Genomic DNA, 19055 nt, shown 5'->3' on the forward strand with positions numbered 1-19055 from the left:
ATGGGGTACAGGCTCATAGACAGGGCGAGCGTTGACAGGATAAAGCGGATGCTCCAGAGGGGCTACGCCGATGCGCAGGAGAAGCTGAAAACCATAGAGTGGCGCGAGCTGCCGGAGAGAAGGGGGAGCAAAGTCTATGCCATCGATGGAAGCCAGGGAAAGCAGAGGCTCAGCGGAACGATTTTCTACGCCGTCTCAAGTTACGCCTTCGGCAACGGTCCGGCATACAGGCTGGTCTACACCAACGCCATGCTCTACAACCAGGGTATATCCGACCAGATAATCCGCCTCCAGATGGAGACCCTTGAGAACAAGCTGGGCTACCTTGCGGCGAAGATTGGCAGTGTGGACTACGTCATGATGGACGGAACGCTGACCGGCTCGCTCACGAGGCCGCCCGTTTATCCGGAGAGTGTGAGGGGGATAACGACCATAAAGAGTGCCCTCGGGGACGAGCGCCTTGAGGAGCTTATAGAGCGCTTCGTTGGGGAGCTGAGAGAACATTACGGGGAGCTGGAAAGAAAACTGACGAGGGACGGCAGGATAAACGGCGACGTGATCCTGGCCGACAGGGTTCTTGAAGAGTACGCCGAGTACTACAGGGCCATGGAGGGGAAGGAGATCGTCAACTACGACGGCGCGTTCAGGGAAATCAGGAAAGCCCTCAAAGAGGAAGACACCGTAAAGGCCACGGAGATACTCGAAAACCTCGAGGAGTACGCCGAGAGCAAGCGCCTCTCCCTCGACGACGCCAGAAACGCCGTCCACGTCGTTCTCGGCTACCTGGAGTACCTGTATTCCCTGGAGAAGCTCCTGCACCTGAACCTCGTCTACGTGGCGAAGAGCTTCTACAACAGAAAGCTGACCCAAAAGCTCGGCATAGACATCGTTGACGTACCGTACCTCGACGCATACCTCAGAAAGACCTACGGCGAGGAGAGGGCGGGCTACTACGTGATAACCCAGGGAGGGAAGGCCATAAGCCACAGGATGCCCAAGGTTCTGAGGAAGCGGTTCCCCAAGGTCGAGCACTTCATAGAAAACGGCGTTCCAATGGCCTACATCCGCACCATGAAGGGCGGCGTCATATACCTCCTCCAGAGCAACAGGGAGATAGACGACGACCTGCTGGCTGAGATACTCTGGCACGAGAGGAACGGCTACTTCAGGCCGCTCCAGAGGGCCCACGAGGGAGTGAAAATCGAGAAGAAGGCCTTCGAGGCAGAGCTGGCTGCGCTGCTCAACATAATAAAGGCGGAAAGTCCAGAGCTGAGGGTATTCCTGAAGTACGGAAGGAGCCCGCTGGAGTAAAAAAAGAAAGCTCAGGAAACCGAGGCACTGAAGGTCGCCAGGATTCTCAGATACGACTGGTCGAGGCCGTTCATGTAGTCCCTTGTTTTTCCTCCAGTCCCCCATCTATCCTGTCCCGCGAGGACTACGACCACCTGGCCCTCGGTCCAGACGTTGGTCTTGACGAACATGCCCCTCTCTCCGTTTCTCACCGCACTCTGCTCGCCGGGACTGAGAACCTGCCTGACGTAGCCGCCAACACCGTCGTAGGCGTCCGGACCGCCGAGGATTACGATGATCCTCGAGTCCTTGTAGGCCTCGAAATCGTCGGCGGTGACGTGCCTCACCGAGAGGCCAAATGCACCGAGCTCCGCCGCCAGCAGGTTGCCCTTGATGCCCCAGTCAATGTCGTTGGCGAGGATAACGACCTCTGGCATCTGAACGGGCTCGTAGTTCAGGGTCCAGTCCACCAGTTCCTTGAGAACCGAGAGCTCCTCCGCACTACCGGCCTCAAGCTCAACGGAGCTGTAGACTGCGCGGTAGTCGCCCTCGGTGGCAAGTATTCCACCGCTGTAGTCGCTGGTGCGGGCCAGAAGCATCGGGGCGTAACCCTTGAGGGCATGGAGGAGCCTGACGCGCTCGAGGAGCTTCCTCTCGACGGGAATCTCCGCCACCATGCCGTTGTGGCTCATCACAACGCCTTTATCAGTAACCTCCATGGAAGCGAGGACTTCCGGAAGTACCATTGACGCTGACAGCGAGAAGTTGAACTGCACGCCAGTGAGGTTCTTGATGGACTCGCCCATCTCGCGCATCCTGAGGCCGTTCTCCGAGGCGAAGCGTGAGACGCTCCTCTTGGCTATCCCAAAGTGTGTGGACGAGAGGACGTACTGCCATCCAACCGTTGAATAAGTGTCGACATCCACGGTGCCGCCGTGGAAGGGTCCCTCCTCCGACAGCACGAGGGAGTAGCCGGTGCTTATGAAGGGAACCATGGCAGAGGCCTGGGTGAGGTTGAGTTCGCCCTTGGCCGCGTCGGCGAGGATCAGCGGGTCGAGACCGAGGAGTTTCGCCAGGCCCGGCTCGTCCACGCTCCCGATGTGCTGCGGGTTGGTGGCGTCGAACAGGGTCCCTGACGTGACCACAAGCCCGGCGTGGTGAGTCTCAAGGTAGTCCTCAAGGGCCGAAATCTGATCCTCGGAGAGGCCCCACTCCGGGAGCCAGAGGTTCGAGAGTATTACCACCTGGGGCTGGAAGCTCTGCAGGGCGTCGGAAAGCTCATCCGGGGAGACTATCTTTATGTTGTAGTACTTGGCCAGGCCCTCCCAGTGGTGCTCGGCGAGCATCCAGGGCTTGAGCTTGGTCAGGGGCTCGGCAACGGCCTCGAAGTCCGAGAGGTTGTAGTGGTAAAAGCTCCTGGAGACGTTGAACTGGGTCATCAGCGAATCCAGGGACTTCTCGAAGGCCATCGCCTCGACCGAGGGGTCAACTATAAGAACCTTCGGCCCGCCGGGGTTGGCAACGTAGTAGGAGTAAACCGGACTGTAGGAGGTGTGGCCCTCGACGTCCGTGACGGCTATCTTGAACTCTATCCTGCTTCCGGGTGGTGCTCCCGGCAGGTTTATCTTGCGATAGAAGACGTAGAAGTTCTGGCTCTCGCCGTAGAAGCGGTGTATTATCGACTGGTAGAGGGACCAGTTCTCACCGGCCGCGGCGGTTCTGACGTAGGCCGGCTTCCAGTCGCCGTCGTCTATCCTGTAGTACGCCTCAACCTTGCCATTACCCACGGTAACCCCAAAGTCATCGGCTATGTAGAAGTACACCGTGAACTCCTCGTAGGGGCCAACGACGAAATCCTTGGGGATGTTGCCCACGATTATTATAGGCGGCCGCAGTTCAGAGACTATCACAGCAGAGGATGTCGGTGGAAGGAGCATACCGAACAGCAACAGTATTGCAAAAACCGCTTTGAGTTTATCCATAGTGTCCTCACCAACATAAGGTAACGCTTCCGAACTATTTATATTTAGCCCGAAAGATTTAAACGCCTGGACAAATAATCCATGCCCATGAAAAAGTGGCTCCCAACTCTGCTGGCCCTCTCGATCATCGCGGGCTTCCTCGGCGTCTACGTAGGCTCGGTCAGTCTGAACCCCTCAGACGTAACGGCCAGCGTGGCCTACGGGATAAAATCAGCTCTATCGGGAATATTCCCGTCCATAAATCCCGGGGAGAGACCGAAGGCCTTCATCATCGTGTGGGAGCTTCGCCTCCCGAGGGTTCTGCTGGCCTATCTGGTCGGGCTCTCACTCGCCTCGGCGGGCGTTGCCAGCCAGGCGCTCTTCAGAAACCCGCTGGCGGACCCGTACATAATAGGCGTGAGCGCCGGGGCTGGAATAGGCGCCGCCCTTGCGGCCATCTACGCACCCGCGCACATGGGCTCCTTCGCCCTGGTCTCCGCCATCCTCTCGGTCTTTGTGGTCTACACTGTTTCGAAGGTCGACGGCCACGTTCCAGTTGACACACTCCTCCTGGCGGGAATAGCCTACGGCTTTCTGGCGAGCGCGGTAACATGGTACCTCATCATAAGCCAAGGCGAAAGGGCCCACGTAACTTGGATGTGGCTCATGGGGACGTTCAACGGCGCCGGTTGGGGCGACGTTGGCGAGATGTTCGTGGTCTCTCTGCTCGGCGTCGGTTTCCTCGTGTGGAAGTGGAGGGAGCTGAACCTGATACTCTTCGGAGAGGAGAGCATCGCCCTCGGTCTGGACGTCCACCTCTACAGAAAACTCTTCATCGGGGCGATAGCCCTCCTAACGGCCTTCGCTGTCTCGACCGCGGGAATAATCGGCTTCATCGGCCTCGTCAGTCCGCACATAATGCGTCTCCTCCTGGGCCCGAACCACAAAAGCCTGACCCCAGCGAGTGCCCTCTTCGGAGGCGCCCTTTTGGTTTTCGCGGACCTGCTGGCGAGGACGCTGGCAAAGCCCACCGAGCTTCCCGTTGGCATCATAACCGCCCTCATGGGGGCGCCCTTCTTCCTCTACCTCCTGATGAAGCACAAGAGGGGTGAGCTGTACTCATGAGTGAGAGACTGGAGGTCAAAGTTTCCTTCGCCTACGGCGAGAAGGAAGTCCTCAGAGAGGTGGAGTTCACCGCCGAGAGGGGAGAGCTTCTGGCCATAATCGGTCCCAACGGAGCTGGAAAGTCAACCCTCCTCAAGTGCCTGGTCGGAATCCTCAGGCCGAGGGGCCACGTGACCTTCGACGGGACGAACCTGCTTGAGCTTAAGCCCAAGGATAGGGCCAAACTGATAACCTACGTTCCCCAGAGTTCATTCCCCGAGTTCGCCTTCACCATAGAGGAGTTCGCCGAGCTCGGCACCTATGCAACGAGGGGAAGCGTTGAGGGAGCTTTAAAGCGCGTCGGACTCTGGGAGCGCCGAAAGGAGCAGATAACAGCGTTAAGCGGCGGCGAATACCAGCTGGCCCTGATAGCGAGGGCCTTAGCTCAGGGAAGCGAAGTGGTTCTCCTGGACGAGCCGACGAGCCACCTGGACATAAACCACGCCCTTGAGATAATGGAGCTCCTGAAGGAAATGAGCCGGGAAAGAATAGTCATAGCCGTTCTCCACGACCTCAACCTAGCCCTCCGCTACGCGGACAGGCTGATGCTCCTCCACGAGGGGCGGAAGCACTGGGAGGGGAAGCCGGGGGAGCTGAAGCCCGAGACCATCGAGGAAGTCTACGGCGTGAAGGCCAAGATAACGGAGGTAGATGGTCACAGAGTCCTCCTAGCGAGGGTCTAGCAAAGGTTTAAAACGTCAGGCGAGAAGATGTGTCAGGGGTGAGAGAATGGAAACGAAGAAAACCGGCACCACCACCGTGGGAATAAAGGCCAAGGACGGTGTCGTTCTGGCCGCGGATACGCAGGCTTCCCTCGACCACATGGTCGAGACCCTCAACATCAGGAAGATAGTCCCTATCACCGACAGGATAGCGATAACCACCGCGGGAAGCGTTGGCGACGTTCAGGCACTGGCGAGAATGCTTGAGGCTGAAGCCAGATACTACCAGTTCACCTGGAACAGGCCCATGAGCACCAAGGCCATGGCGAACCTGCTCAGCAACATACTCAACGAGAACAAGTGGTTCCCCTACCTCGTCCAGATAATCATAGGCGGCCACGTTGAGGAGCCGACCTTAGCGAACCTCGACGCGATGGGAGGGCTTATCTTCGACGACTATACAGCCACGGGTTCGGGAAGCCCCTTCGCCATAGCCGTCCTTGAGGATGGTTTCAAGAAGGACATAAGCGTAAAAGAGGCGAGGGAGCTCGCCATCAGGGCCGTCAAGACCGCGGGTAAGAGGGATGTCTACACCGGCGACAGGAAGATTCAGGTCGTCGTCATAACGAAGGACGGCATGAAGGAGGAGTTCGTCGAGTTCAAGGAGTGAATCACCAAAGCTCTTTTTAATTCCCTTTTCGAGTTGGTAACATGCGGAATCTCCCAGAAAAGCTGGCGGTTCTTGGGCTGATAGTCCTGCTCGTCTCGGCGCTCTACGCAGCTGAGAGACTAACCGTCAACCCGAGCACAGTTCTCGGAGAAGTAAACGGGATACTCGACCAGGTTCAGGAGATAAGGAACCTCACATTCAAGGAGAGGCCGAAGATAGTGGTTCTCACGAAGAGCGAGGCCCTGGCCAAATGGAAGCCCGGCAAAGCGGACATCGAGAGGATGAGAACCGAGGAGCTGACCTACAAGATGACCCTTCTCCTTCCCCCGGATTACCAGTACATCAAAAAGGAGACGGAGAGAAGCGCCAACTGGATAGCCGCAACGGTGGGGGATACCATCTACATCATCCAGGAGAACTTCATGTCCGACCAGGATACCGCAAGGAGGACGATAGCTCACGAGAGCGTTCACGTGCTCCAGAAGCAGTGGTTCGACGCGAAGTACGGCGCCGACACCTACGACGGCACCATAGCTGTCCAGTCCCTCATCGAGGGCGACGCAGACCTCGTCGCCGACCTCTACTGCGAGAGGAACGGGATACCGATTCACAAGATACGCTCGTTGAGCGGCAACCCACTCACGGACCTCCACATCTTCCCCTACGTCTTCGGCGACCGCTTCGTGAGGTACCTCTACGAGAAAGGCGGCTGGAAGCTCGTTAACGAGGCATACACCCGCTATCCGGTCTCGGCGCAGCAGGTCATGCATCCGGAGCTGTACCTCGAAAACGTTACCCCCCTCAACGTCACCCTGAGCGCACCGCCGAACTCACGGATTCTCAAGGAAGACAGGCTCGGCGAGTACTACGTCTACCTCCTCCTCAGGGACGTTGCGAAGCTTGACAACGAGACCGCCTGGAACGTCTCAAGTGCGTGGCGCGGGGATAAGCTCCTCCTGACCCAGAACGCGACGGGCTACCTCCTCCAGTGGAAGGTCGTCTTCTCAAGCGAGAACGCCGCGAAGATCTTTGGGGAAACCATCTCCAAGCTTGCAGAGGGCAACACCTATGCGAACTACACGATAAGGATTGAAAGGAACTCCGTTCTCCTGATCGCCGAAAGGAGGGACTGATGTGAAGCTGGTCTGTCCCATCTGTGGGAAAACCCACGACGAACCTGTTCAGAGGTGTGAATGCGGCGAGCCTGTCGAGTTTGAAAGGTTCACTGGCGAACCGTACATAGGAAAGAGCGTCTGGGAGCGGTTCTGGGACTTCTGGCCGGTGGAACCGGCACTGGAGTTCTCCCTCGGCGAGGGCGACACACCCCTTGTGAAGTCGGGACTCGGCGAAGAGCTTGGAGTGAAGCTCTACCTCAAGAACGAGACAGTAAACCCGACGTGGAGCTTCAAGGACAGGGGCACTTTTCTGGCGATGAGCCATGCCCTAAAGGCTGGCTACAAGACCGTTGGAACCGTCTCCACAGGAAACATGGCGGCGAGCGTTTCGGCCTACGCTTCCCGCTTCGGGTTGAAGGCGAAGATTCTCGTCTCCGAGAGCGCGAGCGACGAGAAGCTGAAGGCCGTTTCGGTTTACGGCGGCGAGGTCATCAGGGTTCACGGCGACTACGGGAGGCTCTACTTCGAGAGCCTGAAGTTGGGAGAAAGGCTCGGGGTCTACTTCATGAACTCGGACAATCCCTTCAGAATCGAGGGCTACAAGGGCATCGCCTTCGAGATAGCCGAGGAGATAAGCCCGGACTACGTTCTGATTCCGACCAGCTCGGGCGGGCTCTTCCGGGGAATAGCCAAAGGCTTCATCGAGCTCCATGAGAGCGGGCTCATCGATGACCTCCCAACCCTCATAGCGGTTCAGGCGGAGGGCTGTTCGCCGATATGCAGGGCATTTAAGGAAGGTAAAGCAAAAATCGAGCGCTTTGAGAACCCCAAGACCATAGCCAAGGCCATAGCCAACCCGTATCCGCCGAGCGGGAACGCGGTTCTGAGGCTCATGCGGGACTTCGGCTGGAGTTGTGTATCCGTTTCCGACGGTGAGATACTCGAAGCTCAGAGGAAGCTCGCCGGCGAAGGCCTCTTCGTCCAGCCGGCGAGCGCGACAGGCATAGCGGCGCTGGAGAGGCTCGACCTTCCAAGAGGGGCCAAGGTCGTCTCAATACTCACCGGCTCGGGCTTGAAAACCCTCAAGAGCGCTCCACAGGGAGGGATTAAGGAGTGCCCGCTCGAGATGCTGGAAAGCTGTTTGAGGTGATACCATGCTGATTGGAGCCGCGGTTATGCCCCACGGGAACCCCGTCTTAGAGCCGGAGGACGATGAGACGAGAAAACTCGCGGAGGTTCTCAGAAAGATCGGTGAGGAGTTCAAGGGAGCTGAGGCCTACGTCCTCATAAGCCCGCACAACGTCCGGATGAGCGACCACCTCGGCGTGGTCATGGCCGAGCATCTCGTCTCATGGCTCGGCTTCGAAGGAAAGGAACTGCCCGGAGAATGGGAGACCGAGAGAGGGCTCGCGGGGAAAATCTACGAGTCGGCGAAGAGTGCCGGCCTGCCCGTGGTGGACATGAACTTCGCCGCACTGAGCGGTGAGTACTCCCGGTGGCCTCTGAGCTGGGGAGAGCTTATACCCCTGCAGTTCCTCGAAAAGAGGCCGCTCGTTCTCTTGACGCCAGCCAGAAATGTGTCCAGAGAAGTTCTCGTTCGCTTCGGCGAGATTATCGCGGAGGTCGCAGAGGGGAGCGAGAAGAGGGTGGCGTTCATAGCCAGCGCCGACCACGGGCACGGGCACGATGAAAACGGCCCGTATGGAAAGGTGAAGGAGAGCGAGGAGTACGACAAGCTCGTCATGGAGATCCTCTCTGAAAACAGGCTGGAGAGGCTCATGGAAATTCCCGAAGAGCTCGTGAGAAAAGCCCTGGTGGACAGCTACTGGCAGCTCCTCGTCCTCTACGGCCTCCTGAAGAGGGTCCCGATGAAGGTGAGGGAAACCGCCTACGCATGTCCAACATACTTCGGCATGGCTGGAGCGCTGTGGGTGAGAAAGTAATAGGAGAAATTAGAAAAAATTTCATAAGTCCCAGCCTACCCCATAGGATACAGAAACACTAGGTGGAACCCCAACGCCTATGGAGAAAGAGAATGATGTAGGAGCTTCGTGGAAGTTCATTCCTTTCAACTGTTTTCTCATTTTAGTCAGGATGTGTTCAAGCTCAGAGATGATCCTCAAGAGCCACTTCCAAGTTTTTTCAAAGAAAAGCACGCTAAGGAAGTCTTCAAAAGTTTTACGTCTTCTATCGAGCCAGCCACTTATATAATGTCTCAAATTATACACACGTAGCAATTCCAAGATTTGTTCACCAAGGTCCCCCAACCATTCTCTTCTTCTAACAATTCTCCATCTTCTTGGCCATCTCTCTTCTTTTATTATCTCCTCTACTTCCCAGCCAACCACGCGATGCCAGAGAGTACTTAAAGTTCTATTAAGTTCACCAGTTAAAAAGGAGAGCCTGTGCGAAACTTCTCTATAAGTCTCTATGTCACCCTCATATCTAGCTAACAACTTTTCTGTTTCCTTAATGCATCCCATTATATGTTCTTCATAAGGTTCAAGAATGCTTGAAAATATCTCATCTACTTTGTCCATAAACTCGTTCCAGTCTTCTTTTTTTCCACGCTCCTGAAGAAATTTCTCCAAGTCGCGGATTTCAAATGGGACATAGCAGTATTCACTTTCTACCATTGGTATCACCAATAGAACTATTGGACAAGATAATATTTAAAACTTATGCCCGAGTATTATGTGGTGTTACCTCAAAGCTTATCTCAAGCAGCCCCTTGCTCTTCCTGAACCTGACCTTTCTGATTTTTATCTCCCCGATTTCTCCCGTCGTTGCGGTATGCTCCTTGTTGCAGGCGTTGACGTTCCAGCCCTCTATGACGACGACCCTGAGGGTTCTTATTTCCGGCGGAATCGGGAAGAGGTCGTACATGTCCTCTCCGAAGCGCTTCTCGGCCTCGTCCCTGGGCAGCTCGTAAACCCGAATCGGTGCATTTTCCTTTACCTTCTCGTTGGCGAGGCGCTCTATCTCGGCAACCTCCTCGGGCGTTGGCTTCCTGTCGAACTTGACTGTTAATCTCCCGTGGTTTCCATCCACGTAAACGCTCGCCGTCCACTTGGCGTTTTCACCCAGAACCTTGACGACGGCGCCCTTGACCACGTGCAGGGCAGTGTGGGTTCTAACCTCAACCGACGACATAGGCATCGTTCCATCTTCTCGGAGGACTTATTAACGGTTGCGCCGTACTCGGCTTGGGTGTTGGTATGAAAAGAATCGAGGAAATCGCGAAGGAACTGGGGGCCGAAATTCTCGAGATTGGAAGGCCAGTCAAGACCGTCGAACAGGCCACGAGGGAGGCAGGCGTTGCCAGAAAGCAGGTTATAAAGTCGCTCGTCATCATAAGCGAGAGTGAGCCCCTTCTCGTCATAGTTGACGGCGAGTCGCGGGTCAGCCTACCGAAGCTGGAGGAAAGGTTCGGAAAGTGCAGGTTCGCCAGAGCGAAGGAAGTCAAGGAACTCACTGGCTACGAGGTCGGAGGCGTTCCTCCCGTCGGCGTGCCGCTCAGGACGATAATCGACCCGCGGGTTCTGGAGAACGAGCACGTCATCGGCGGGGGAGGGGCCGTCGACAGGCTCATCAGGATAAGGCCCGAAAGGATCATCGAGTACCAACGGGCGGAGGTAATGGACGTTAGGGAATAACCGGGCCAGGTTATTAACCCCACAGGTAAATTCAAACGGAGATTATCCAGCGGCGCTTGAATGTTTTTCAGTTCACTGAAGTCCCCACCGAATAATTCACGCCAGAAGCTTGCACCATTAAACAAAAACCGTTATAAATGCCAAAAACGATACACCAGTGCCAGATTAACAACTTTTGAGGTGGTCAACATGGCCGAAAAGAAGAGAAAGAGGGTTCTCATTTTGGGCGCCGCCGGAAGGGACTTCCACAACTTCAACACGTTCTTCAGGGACAACCCTGAGTACGAGGTGGTAGCTTTCACCGCCACTCAGATTCCTGACATCGAGGGAAGGGTTTACCCGCCCGAGCTCGCCGGTGAGCTCTACCCGAACGGGATTCCCATCTGGAGCGAGGATGACATGGAGAAGATTATCAAGGAGCACAACATCGATATCGTCGTTTTCGCCTACTCCGATGTCTCCCACGAGCACGTCATGCACCTCGCCAGCAGGGCCCACTCAGCCGGTGCCGACTTCTGGCTCCTCGGCCCGAAGAGCACCATGATAAAGAGCACCAAGCCGGTCATAGCGGTCACTGCCGTCAGAACCGGCTGCGGAAAGAGCCAGACCAGCAGAAAGGTCGCCCAGATCCTCCAGGAGATGGGCTACAAGGTCGTCGCCATCAGGCACCCGATGCCCTACGGCGACCTCAGGAAGCAGATCGTCCAGCGCTTCGCCAGCTACGAGGATCTGGACAAGTACGAGTGCACCATCGAGGAGCGCGAGGAGTACGAGCCCTACATCGACAGGGGCATGGTGGTCTATGCCGGCGTTGACTACGAGAAGATCCTCCGCGAGGCCGAGAAAGAAGCTGACATAATCCTCTGGGACGGCGGAAACAACGACTTCCCGTTCTACGTTCCGGACCTCTGGATAGTTGTCACCGATCCGCACAGGCCCGGCCACGAGCTCAAGTACCACCCAGGTGAGACCAACTTCAGAGCAGCCGACGTCATCATCATCAACAAGATCGACACCGCCAACAGGGACGACATTCAGAAGGTTCGCGAGAGCATCGAGAAGGTCAACCCGAACGCCATCGTCATCGACGGTGCCTCACCGCTCTACGTGGACAAGCCGGAGCTCATCAAGGGCAAGCGCGTTCTCGTCGTCGAGGACGGCCCGACCCTCACCCACGGCGGCATGAAGTACGGTGCAGGCTACGTCGCTGCCAAGAAGTACGGCGCCAAGGAGATCATCGACCCGAGGCCCTACGCCGTCGGCTCGATCATCGACACCTACAAGAAGTACAGCCACCTTGACGTCATCCTGCCGGCCATGGGCTATGGCGCCAAGCAGATCAAGGAGCTTGAGGAGACCATCAACCGCGCAGATGCCGACGTGGTCGTCATCGGAACCCCAATCGACCTCCGCCGCGTCATGAAGCTCAACAAGCCGGCAGTCAGGGTCAGGTACGAGCTCGAGGAGATCGGCGAGCCGAAGCTCAGGGACATCCTCAAGGACTTCGTCGAGAAGCACGTCAAGAAGGAGTGATCCTTCTTTTTCATTCTCTTCTTCTCAGAACCAGCCAGACGTCGTTTCCTTCGAAGCCACAGCGCCTATAAAGCGCCTCCGGGTTTGTTCTGTTGTCAAGCTGGCCTGAAACCGTCGTGAAGGCCGCATCCTTCAGCCTGCGAAGGAGTTCAAACACAAGGGCCTTCCCGAGGCCCCTCCCGCGGTAGGATGGGTGAACCTGTATCCATTCCAGCGAGCCCTCACCGATGGAGCGGTCAAAGTCGGCTATCCCAAGGGCAACAGGCTCTTCACCATCAAGAATCCAGAGCCAGAGCGACCGGTCGAACGCCGGCCCAGCGGTCCACGACTTGACTTCACCAGAACCCACATGGATGTCCTCGTAGCAGAGGTTTATGAACTCCGCAACCTCTCGGGCCTCCGCAGGGACGTCCACCTCCCTGAAGGCAAAGCCCGCCGGCAGTGACGGTGCCTCAAGGGTCTCGCCCCTGTGAACGAGCCTGAAGTACCTCTCAACATAAAATTCCTCCAGGTCTAAAGCCCTAGCTAGCCTCTCATGCAGAAGTACAAAATCCAGTCCCTCAATATCGGGGGGAACGCCGTTCGAGTCCCAGTAAACGTAGATCCCTCTGCCCCTCTTGGCCTCCAGATGGATGACTTCCCCTCCGCGAACGTCCAGAAGGGTCTCCATCCCGTCCAGCATCGCCAGGGTCTTCCAGAGGGCGTTCGGAAGCGTTCCGGTTGGGTCCCTGAGGTACAACTCGGTCAGTGCCGTTTTAAAGTCCATGAGAGCCGTACTCCCGGAGAAATTTAAACTTTGGGGTTACGGAAAGCTTTTTTATCGCGGGGCGGTACGTCAATTGGTGATGGGATGATATTCGGAGCGGTAGGGGTTCTCGGAACCTTCCTCATGGTGCTCCAGCTGCTCGCCCTTGTGTGGGTCATCTACGACGTCCTCACAAAGCAGAAGAGAATGCCAGACGTTGAAAAGGTCATCTGGATAGTTTTGGCGTTCATCTTCACGATACTCGGAGCGCTGGTGTACTACATACTCGTCAAGAGGGAGGGCAAATACGAGGAGAAACGGGAGGAAGCCGGCGCCTCCGAGGATTCCGTAAGGGTGTACTAACCGGAAGCCTTTTAGGGATAACGTCCAACTTGTCCTGCCCGGGGAGTGCCGCCGAAGGCGGAGCCAATGAACTTGGGCGGGTTATTACCCCCTTTTCACGGCGTTTCTTGAATCCAAAATGTCATCGAAAGCCTCACTCCCCCATAACCTGCACTATAACGCGCCTGTGCCTCGGTATCACGTCGAGCTCGACGAAGAAAATCTGCTGCCAGGTTCCGCGCACGACCCTGCCGTCAAGGACGGGGAAGCATTCGCTCGCACCGAGGAGGGTCGCCCTAAGGTGGCTGTGGGCGTTGTCGTCTATCCTGTCGTGGAGGTAGCCTTTGCCTTTGGGAATTAGCTCCCTCAAAGCTCGCTTGAAGTCCTCCAGAAGGCCGGATTCATGCTCTATCGTGACTATCGCGCCGGTGGCACCGGGAACGAAGACCAGAACCTGACCGTTCTCGATTCCAGATTCCTCAACAATCCTCTCGACCTCGCGGGTTATATCCACCAGGTCAATCTCTCCCTTCGTGGAAAAGCGGAGCTCCTTCGTCACGACCTTCATACCACCACCCCGCGATGAGTCCGAGGGTGAAGCCTATTAGGTTTGCGGCCATGTCGGCGAAGGAGAACGTTCTGCCGGGGACGAAGAGCTGGAGGAACTCCAGGAGGAACGGCAGGGGCAGCAGGTAGGCCCACCAACGCCATCCAAGGATGCCCAGAGCAGAGAATTCTAGCAGATGAACCAGCTTATCCCCGTTGGCCACGGGTGACGACGGGACCTTCGGGCTCAGGTTCAGAAACAGAAGAAGAAGCACGTAGAGGAAGAGAAGCCTTCGCCTCAAAGGTTCTCCACCAGCCTCTTGAGTTTCTCCACGACGTCAAAGGGTGTCTCACCGAATACGTAGACCAGCGGCTCAACTCCAAAGCCGCCCACGTCAACGACGGCGTCGTAATAGCCCTGTCTGAAGACGTCCGCTATGACCCTCACGGCCTCCTCCTCGCTCAGCCCACCTGTTTTAACCCTTGCGACTTTGAAGCCCGCAGCCTCGAGGGCCGTTTCGACGTCGCGGCCGTACCTGATGTTGAGAACGCTCCGTATCTCGGGCCTGATGTCGGCCAGCCTAACGAGTATTCTCGCGGTGAACTCGCTGGCCCCGAACTCGGGCGGCAGTGCAAAGGCCTTCCCCTTGACGGCCGTTATCCTTCCCGGGATTGCCGCAACGTCCTCGATGCCCCGCGGAGAAGGGAGGGCATAGGCAAAGTTGCTCCTGACCTCTGGAATGAGCTCCGGGAACTTCTCATTTCTGATCAGCTCGTTGAGCGCCATGTTCAGAACCTCAAGAATCTCGCCCCGGAGGGGACGCACGGCGAAGAGCGACCTGCAGGAGTCCTCACTAACACCCGCGTACTCGGCGTAGAAGCCGCACAGAAAGCCGCTCTGGAAAAGCTCAAAGATTCTCCTCGCCACGAGAAGAACGGCGTCCTCACGGCGTCCTCCGAAGAGGATGAATTTGGACACCTCGTTGGCGATGTCCTCCAGCCTCTGGGCCACCTCCTCAGGGGGGACCTTGTACCTGCCCGAGAGGTACTTGCTAACCATCGCCTGGGTTATGCCGAGGTACTCGGCTATCTGGGACTGCTTCATGCCCTCGCGGTAGAGCCTCTCGGCTATCTTGGCCCTCAGAAAAGGCATCAGCTCCTCGGCTATGTAAACGCTGGGAGTCCTCATACTACCACCCTAAAACTAAGTTATCGAAACTTCGAACCAAAGTTTAAAGCGTTACTGTCAACAACTTTATGTCAAAAAACGTTTAAAAACCCATCGATTTTTACATCGGAAGGGCTTTTATGGACTGGAAAGGACGAGACGTGATAAGCGTTAGGGACTTCTCTAAGGAGGATATCGAGTTTGTTTTGAACGTTGCCGAAAGGCTTGAAACGGAACTCAACGAGAAGGGCGCACTCGACTACGCGAAGGGAAAGATACTCGCGACGCTCTTCTTTGAACCATCAACGAGAACCCGCTTAAGCTTCGAGAGCGCCATGCACCGCCTCGGCGGCTCGGTCATCGGGTTCTCCTCCGCCGCCAGCACGAGCGTCAAGAAGGGTGAAAGCCTGGCCGACACGATAAAGACGGTCGAACAGTACAGCGACGTTATAGTGATACGCCATCCGATGGAAGGGGCCGCTAGGCTCGCCGCGGAGGTTGCTGATATACCGGTCATCAACGCCGGCGACGGCAGCAATCAGCATCCAACCCAGACCCTCCTCGACCTCTACACGATAAAGCGCGCCTTCGGGAGGATAGACGGCCTGACCATAGGCCTGCTCGGAGACCTCAAATACGGGAGAACCGTCCACAGCCTGGCAGAGGCTCTGGCCTTCTACGACGTCGAGCTCTACCTGATTTCACCGGAGCTTTTGAGGATGCCCAAGCATATCATAGAGGAACTTCGCGAGAAGGGAGTTAGAATCCACGAGACGACCGACCTGGAGGGAACGATCCCGGAGCTGGACGTTCTCTACGTCACCAGAATCCAGCGCGAGCGCTTCCCGGACGAGCAGGAGTACCTCAAGGTCAAGGGCAGCTATCAGGTGAACTGCGCGGTTCTGAAGAAGGCCAAAGAAAGCCTCAGGATAATGCACCCGCTCCCGAGGGTCGACGAGATACACCCGGAGGTCGATAGGACGGAGCACGCGCTCTACTTCAGGCAGGTCTTCTCCGGAGTTCCCGTGAGAATGGCCCTTCTGGGTTTAACACTGGGGGTGCTGTGAATGGCCGAGCTCAAGGTTACCGCCATCAGGGAGGGAACCGTCATAGACCACATCCCGGCCGGAAAGGGGCTGAAGGTCATTGAGATACTCCGCCTCAACAGGCCGAACGGAGGCGTTCTCCTTCTCGCCTCGAACGTCCACAGCGGAAAGCTCGGAAGGAAGGACATCGTCAAGATAGAGGGCAAGTTCCTGAGCGAGGAGGAGGTCAACAAGATAGCCCTCATCGCTCCAACTGCTACCGTCAACATAGTGCGGGACTACAAGGTGGCCGAGAAGTTCAAGGTCGAGGTTCCGGACGAGATAACCGGAATCCTCCGCTGTGCCAATCCAAACTGCGTCAGCAACCACGAGTACACAGTTTCAAAGTTCTACGTCGTCTCAAGGGAGCCCCTCAAGGTGCGCTGCCACTACTGCGAGAGGACGATGGAAGAAGAGGAGATACTGGGCAACCTCTAGCCCGTTTCCAATTTTCATCCTTATTCCAGCAGGTGGGGAACCCTTCTAAGCACTGGGATCGTGGCGGCCAGGCCCATGAAGACGTCGATGGCGCTCTGAATGGCGTTCGGGAGCCCAATGGCGACCCAGAAAGGAACCCCTGTCCAGCTCTCAACAGCCTGGATCACCTGTTCCCTTGGAAGGCCGAGCCATATCTCAAGGGCAACGTAGTAGTTGAGGGCCAGCATGAGGGGTATCCTTATCGCGATTCCGGCGAGGTAGGCAACCACCGCAAACAGAAGGAGCCTCTGCCTCGCCCCATCGCCAAGCTCAAAGCGCGTGAGTCTCCTGGCCGCTTCAAAGCCCACGATGACCGAGAGGGTGGCAAGGGACTTCATCATGGCCCCGAGCCAGCTGGCCGATGATACCACGCTGAGGCCAGCAAAGAGCAGCAGAACCGCGGTTAATCCCCCGGCGAAGCCAGTGAGGAGGTAGACCATCACTATCGGAACCGCCACAAGGTCTATCTTCATCCCCCACACGGTAGGCATCTCTATAGGCATCACATCAAAGAGCAGCGAGAGTCCCAGCATCATGCCGATTAGAGCTATCTCCCTCGAACTCATCCTCACCCCCATCACCGGAGGGAGTTTGTTCCACATTTTATAAATTTTTGTTCGTATTTTGGAACAAATTTCCCGCCGAGAACCTTAAAAGTCCGCCCCTTGAGGTAAGAGGGAAGAGCCATGTTCACGGTCGAGGAGATATCGGAGCTGGTGGGGGAGATAAGGCGCGAGAACGGTTTTCCGGAGAGCCCGTTCAGGATAGACGAGGTTCGCTACGACCCCGAGGGGGACAAGCTCTTCATAATCGCCCACGACAGAACGGACAAGAGCGTCGTCATAGGGAACAGCTTCGTAATTGGGAAGCTTCGCGAGAGGCTAGGGGTCAAACAGGTCACGGTCTATTCCAACCTCGACCTCGAGATAAAGCGGAGGAAGCTCGAGGAAGCCGAAAAACTCGTTGAGGGAACGGAGCTCGAGTTCCTCCTTCCGATAATCGAGGCGGAGAAAAAGTTTCCCCCGAGAAAGTGGCCGGACGTCGGAGGGGACGTCAAAACGCTCGTCTTCATGAGCTTCAACGCGAAAGCTTTACTCGGCTTTGCCGAGGGGCTGAACCTGCCCCACGATGCCGTTGGAATCAGGTACGCCTTTCCGAGGCTGAAGTACGAGCCGATAGACGGAGAGCCAGAGGAACTGTTCTTCCCAGATGAAGGGAAACTGGCCGCCCTCGCGGAAGAGAGAGGGGCGAAACTGATTCTGGCGGATTTTCCCTTCGGTCTAAGATTCGAGAGGGAAATAGCCCTCCTCAACCCCTTCCGGCTACTGCACATAGGCTTCTTCGAGCTGAAGTACCTCTTCGGCTTTGAGAGGCCTGTGGTGTACGACAAAAAAGCATTAATTCGGTTCATCACAGACTTAACCTACGAGGGGCTTATGGAATCGACCGACGGGGCGAATCTAATCTGGAGGATGTGGAGAAGATGATAGTCGGTGTCGTTGGAAAGATAGCCGCCGGAAAGACGACGATTGCAAAGTTCTTCGAGGAGAGGGGATTCTGCAGGGTTTCCTGCAGCGACCCGTTGATAGACCTGCTCACCCACAACGTCTCGGACTACTCGTGGATTCCAGAGCTGCCTGAGAAGGCCGAGCCGACGCGGGACAGACTCATAGAGTTTGGGAAGTACCTCAAGGAGACCTACGGCGAGGACATACTCATAAGGCTCGCCGTCGACAAGATGAGGCACTGTGAAAACATCATCATAGACGGCGTCCGCTCCGAGGGTGAGATAAAGGCCGTCAAGAGGCTCGGCGGAAAGGTCATCTACGTCGAAGCAAGCCCGGAGGTGAGGTTCAAGCGCCTCATGAGGAGGAAGGCGAGCAAGGACAAGGGCATAAGGAGCTTTGCCGACTTCAAGACCATGGACGACGCCGAGGAGCGCTTATACCGCACGAGCGAGCTGAAGGGCCTGGCCGACTACGTGATAACCAACGAGGGAACGCTCGAGGAGCTGAGGGAGAAGGTCGAGAGGATAATTGAAGAGGTGGTTGGATGAAGCTCCTCATCATCGCCCCCTGCCTCCTGAGTCCGTTCTACGTCTACCGCGGGCCGAAGGAGAAGGAGTACGTGACGGCGAGGCTCCTGAGGAAGCTGATTGGCGAACTCGATGAGAACTGGCAGGTTTTAGTCTATCCCTGCCCAGAGTACGAGCTGATGGGCTGGCCGAGGGCGCCGGCAAGCAAGGAGGTTTTTGAGAGGCTCGGAATGCGCGAGAGGGCAAAGACCATAGCCGATTTCATCGGAAGGGTTCTGACAGAGGAAAAGCCGGAGAGGGTAGTTTTCATAGGTGTCAAGGGCTCACCGACCTGCGGGGTCTTCCACACGAGCTCGAGCGACCCGCAAAGCTATCCTTACTCGGCCATGCAGGAGTTCTTCTACATGAGCAAGGAAGAGAGACTGGGCCGCTCTAGGGAGATGGTGGAGGGACAGGGATTCAAGCTCGTGAAGGCGCCAGGAATACTCTTTGAGATACTCCAGAGCAGGTTTCCCGAGGGAACGTACATCGAGTTCGACAAGGACGATATCGAGGGGAGCATGGAAAGGGTTAAATCGGTTCTTGTTGAATTAGGGGCCAGATGAT

General features: G+C 56.6%; 23 protein-coding genes. 15 read left to right on the forward strand and 8 right to left on the reverse strand.

Annotated features, from left to right (window positions below; translation table 11 throughout):
• The gene (gene nurA, locus A3L10_RS07255; RefSeq protein ID WP_088867001.1) at nt 1-1311 is read left to right on the forward strand and encodes a DNA double-strand break repair nuclease NurA; all 1311 of its coding nucleotides are present in this window, start codon (nt 1-3) and stop codon (nt 1309-1311) included.
• Between the two features lie 11 nt (nt 1312-1322).
• Here nurA and A3L10_RS07260 read toward each other — a convergent pair whose 3' ends face one another.
• The gene (locus tag A3L10_RS07260) at nt 1323-3272 is read right to left on the reverse strand and encodes a hypothetical protein (protein ID WP_232460958.1); all 1950 of its coding nucleotides are present in this window, start codon (nt 3270-3272) and stop codon (nt 1323-1325) included.
• An 87-nt stretch (nt 3273-3359) separates the two neighbouring features.
• Here A3L10_RS07260 and A3L10_RS07265 point away from each other — a divergent pair, with 87 nt between their 5' ends.
• From A3L10_RS07265 to A3L10_RS07290, 6 genes are read left to right on the forward strand one after another with little or no spacing between them, the layout of a single operon-like run.
• Nucleotides 3360-4376 (forward strand): FecCD family ABC transporter permease, encoded by a 1017-nt coding sequence (locus tag A3L10_RS07265; RefSeq protein WP_088867557.1) that lies wholly within the window; start codon nt 3360-3362, stop codon nt 4374-4376.
• A complete protein-coding gene (locus A3L10_RS07270) occupies nt 4373-5098 on the forward strand; it encodes an ABC transporter ATP-binding protein (RefSeq protein ID WP_088867002.1) in 726 nt (241 codons plus the stop codon). Before A3L10_RS07265 ends, A3L10_RS07270 begins: the two co-directional genes overlap by 4 nt.
• A gap of 46 nt (nt 5099-5144) precedes the next feature.
• Nucleotides 5145-5747 (forward strand): archaeal proteasome endopeptidase complex subunit beta, encoded by a 603-nt coding sequence (gene psmB, locus A3L10_RS07275; protein ID WP_088867003.1) that lies wholly within the window; start codon nt 5145-5147, stop codon nt 5745-5747.
• Between the two features lie 41 nt (nt 5748-5788).
• Nucleotides 5789-6880, forward strand: a complete 1092-nt coding sequence (locus tag A3L10_RS07280) for an eCIS core domain-containing protein (protein ID WP_088867004.1) — start codon at nt 5789-5791, stop codon at nt 6878-6880.
• A 1-nt stretch (nt 6881) separates the two neighbouring features.
• The gene (thrC, locus tag A3L10_RS07285; protein ID WP_088867005.1) at nt 6882-8012 is read left to right on the forward strand and encodes a threonine synthase; all 1131 of its coding nucleotides are present in this window, start codon (nt 6882-6884) and stop codon (nt 8010-8012) included.
• 4 nt (nt 8013-8016) lie between these two features.
• Nucleotides 8017-8805, forward strand: coding sequence for a DODA-type extradiol aromatic ring-opening family dioxygenase (locus tag A3L10_RS07290; protein ID WP_088867006.1), 789 nt, complete (start codon nt 8017-8019; stop codon nt 8803-8805).
• A 21-nt stretch (nt 8806-8826) separates the two neighbouring features.
• Here the strand turns inward: A3L10_RS07290 and A3L10_RS07295 are convergent, their stop codons facing one another.
• On the reverse strand, nt 8827-9507 hold the full coding sequence (locus tag A3L10_RS07295) for a hypothetical protein (protein ID WP_157726913.1): 681 nt from the start codon (nt 9505-9507) through the stop codon (nt 8827-8829).
• 34 nt (nt 9508-9541) lie between these two features.
• Entirely contained in the window at nt 9542-10015 is a 474-nt protein-coding gene (locus tag A3L10_RS07300) for an alanyl-tRNA editing protein (RefSeq protein ID WP_088867008.1), read from the reverse strand.
• A gap of 65 nt (nt 10016-10080) precedes the next feature.
• Between A3L10_RS07300 and A3L10_RS07305 the strand changes: the two genes are divergently transcribed.
• Complete coding sequence (locus tag A3L10_RS07305; protein WP_088867009.1) at nt 10081-10518, forward strand: aminoacyl-tRNA deacylase; 438 nt, start codon at nt 10081-10083, stop codon at nt 10516-10518.
• 189 nt (nt 10519-10707) lie between these two features.
• Nucleotides 10708-12051 (forward strand): cyclic 2,3-diphosphoglycerate synthase, encoded by a 1344-nt coding sequence (locus tag A3L10_RS07310; RefSeq protein WP_088181060.1) that lies wholly within the window; start codon nt 10708-10710, stop codon nt 12049-12051.
• 10 nt (nt 12052-12061) lie between these two features.
• Here the strand turns inward: A3L10_RS07310 and A3L10_RS07315 are convergent, their stop codons facing one another.
• On the reverse strand, nt 12062-12817 hold the full coding sequence (locus tag A3L10_RS07315) for a GNAT family N-acetyltransferase (RefSeq protein WP_088867010.1): 756 nt from the start codon (nt 12815-12817) through the stop codon (nt 12062-12064).
• An 84-nt stretch (nt 12818-12901) separates the two neighbouring features.
• Here A3L10_RS07315 and A3L10_RS07320 point away from each other — a divergent pair, with 84 nt between their 5' ends.
• A complete protein-coding gene (locus A3L10_RS07320; protein WP_198362066.1) occupies nt 12902-13159 on the forward strand; it encodes a PLDc N-terminal domain-containing protein in 258 nt (85 codons plus the stop codon).
• Between the two features lie 133 nt (nt 13160-13292).
• Here A3L10_RS07320 and A3L10_RS07325 read toward each other — a convergent pair whose 3' ends face one another.
• The 3 genes from A3L10_RS07325 to A3L10_RS07335 are packed head-to-tail and all read right to left on the reverse strand — an operon-like array spanning nt 13293 to nt 14873.
• The gene (locus A3L10_RS07325) at nt 13293-13706 is read right to left on the reverse strand and encodes a secondary thiamine-phosphate synthase enzyme YjbQ (RefSeq protein ID WP_088867011.1); all 414 of its coding nucleotides are present in this window, start codon (nt 13704-13706) and stop codon (nt 13293-13295) included.
• Nucleotides 13657-13986 (reverse strand): VanZ family protein, encoded by a 330-nt coding sequence (locus A3L10_RS07330; protein ID WP_088867012.1) that lies wholly within the window; start codon nt 13984-13986, stop codon nt 13657-13659. The genes A3L10_RS07325 and A3L10_RS07330 overlap by 50 nt, the downstream gene beginning before the upstream one ends.
• Nucleotides 13983-14873, reverse strand: a complete 891-nt coding sequence (locus tag A3L10_RS07335; RefSeq protein WP_088867013.1) for a thiamine-phosphate synthase family protein — start codon at nt 14871-14873, stop codon at nt 13983-13985. Before A3L10_RS07335 ends, A3L10_RS07330 begins: the two co-directional genes overlap by 4 nt.
• 119 nt (nt 14874-14992) lie before the next feature.
• Between A3L10_RS07335 and pyrB the strand changes: the two genes are divergently transcribed.
• Nucleotides 14993-15919: an aspartate carbamoyltransferase gene (gene pyrB / locus A3L10_RS07340; protein WP_088867014.1), complete on the forward strand. Its 927-nt coding sequence runs from the start codon at nt 14993-14995 to the stop codon at nt 15917-15919.
• A complete protein-coding gene (pyrI, locus tag A3L10_RS07345) occupies nt 15920-16375 on the forward strand; it encodes an aspartate carbamoyltransferase regulatory subunit (RefSeq protein WP_088867015.1) in 456 nt (151 codons plus the stop codon).
• A gap of 20 nt (nt 16376-16395) precedes the next feature.
• Here the strand turns inward: pyrI and A3L10_RS07350 are convergent, their stop codons facing one another.
• Nucleotides 16396-16992 carry an ECF transporter S component gene (locus A3L10_RS07350; RefSeq protein ID WP_394335114.1) on the reverse strand — a complete coding sequence of 199 codons (597 nt, stop codon included), beginning with the start codon at nt 16990-16992 and terminating at the stop codon, nt 16396-16398.
• 108 nt (nt 16993-17100) lie between these two features.
• Between A3L10_RS07350 and A3L10_RS07355 the strand changes: the two genes are divergently transcribed.
• The 3 genes from A3L10_RS07355 to A3L10_RS07365 are packed head-to-tail and all read left to right on the forward strand — an operon-like array spanning nt 17101 to nt 19054.
• Nucleotides 17101-17901 carry a hypothetical protein gene (locus tag A3L10_RS07355; protein ID WP_088867016.1) on the forward strand — a complete coding sequence of 267 codons (801 nt, stop codon included), beginning with the start codon at nt 17101-17103 and terminating at the stop codon, nt 17899-17901.
• Nucleotides 17898-18470 (forward strand): AAA family ATPase, encoded by a 573-nt coding sequence (locus A3L10_RS07360; protein WP_088867560.1) that lies wholly within the window; start codon nt 17898-17900, stop codon nt 18468-18470. The genes A3L10_RS07355 and A3L10_RS07360 overlap by 4 nt, the downstream gene beginning before the upstream one ends.
• A complete protein-coding gene (locus A3L10_RS07365) occupies nt 18467-19054 on the forward strand; it encodes a DUF523 domain-containing protein (protein ID WP_088867017.1) in 588 nt (195 codons plus the stop codon). The genes A3L10_RS07360 and A3L10_RS07365 overlap by 4 nt, the downstream gene beginning before the upstream one ends.
• The last annotated feature ends 1 nt before the right edge of the window (nt 19055 follow it).

This window comes from Thermococcus radiotolerans, assembly GCF_002214565.1.
In the GTDB taxonomy this organism is placed as follows: Archaea; Methanobacteriota_B; Thermococci; order Thermococcales; family Thermococcaceae; genus Thermococcus; species Thermococcus radiotolerans.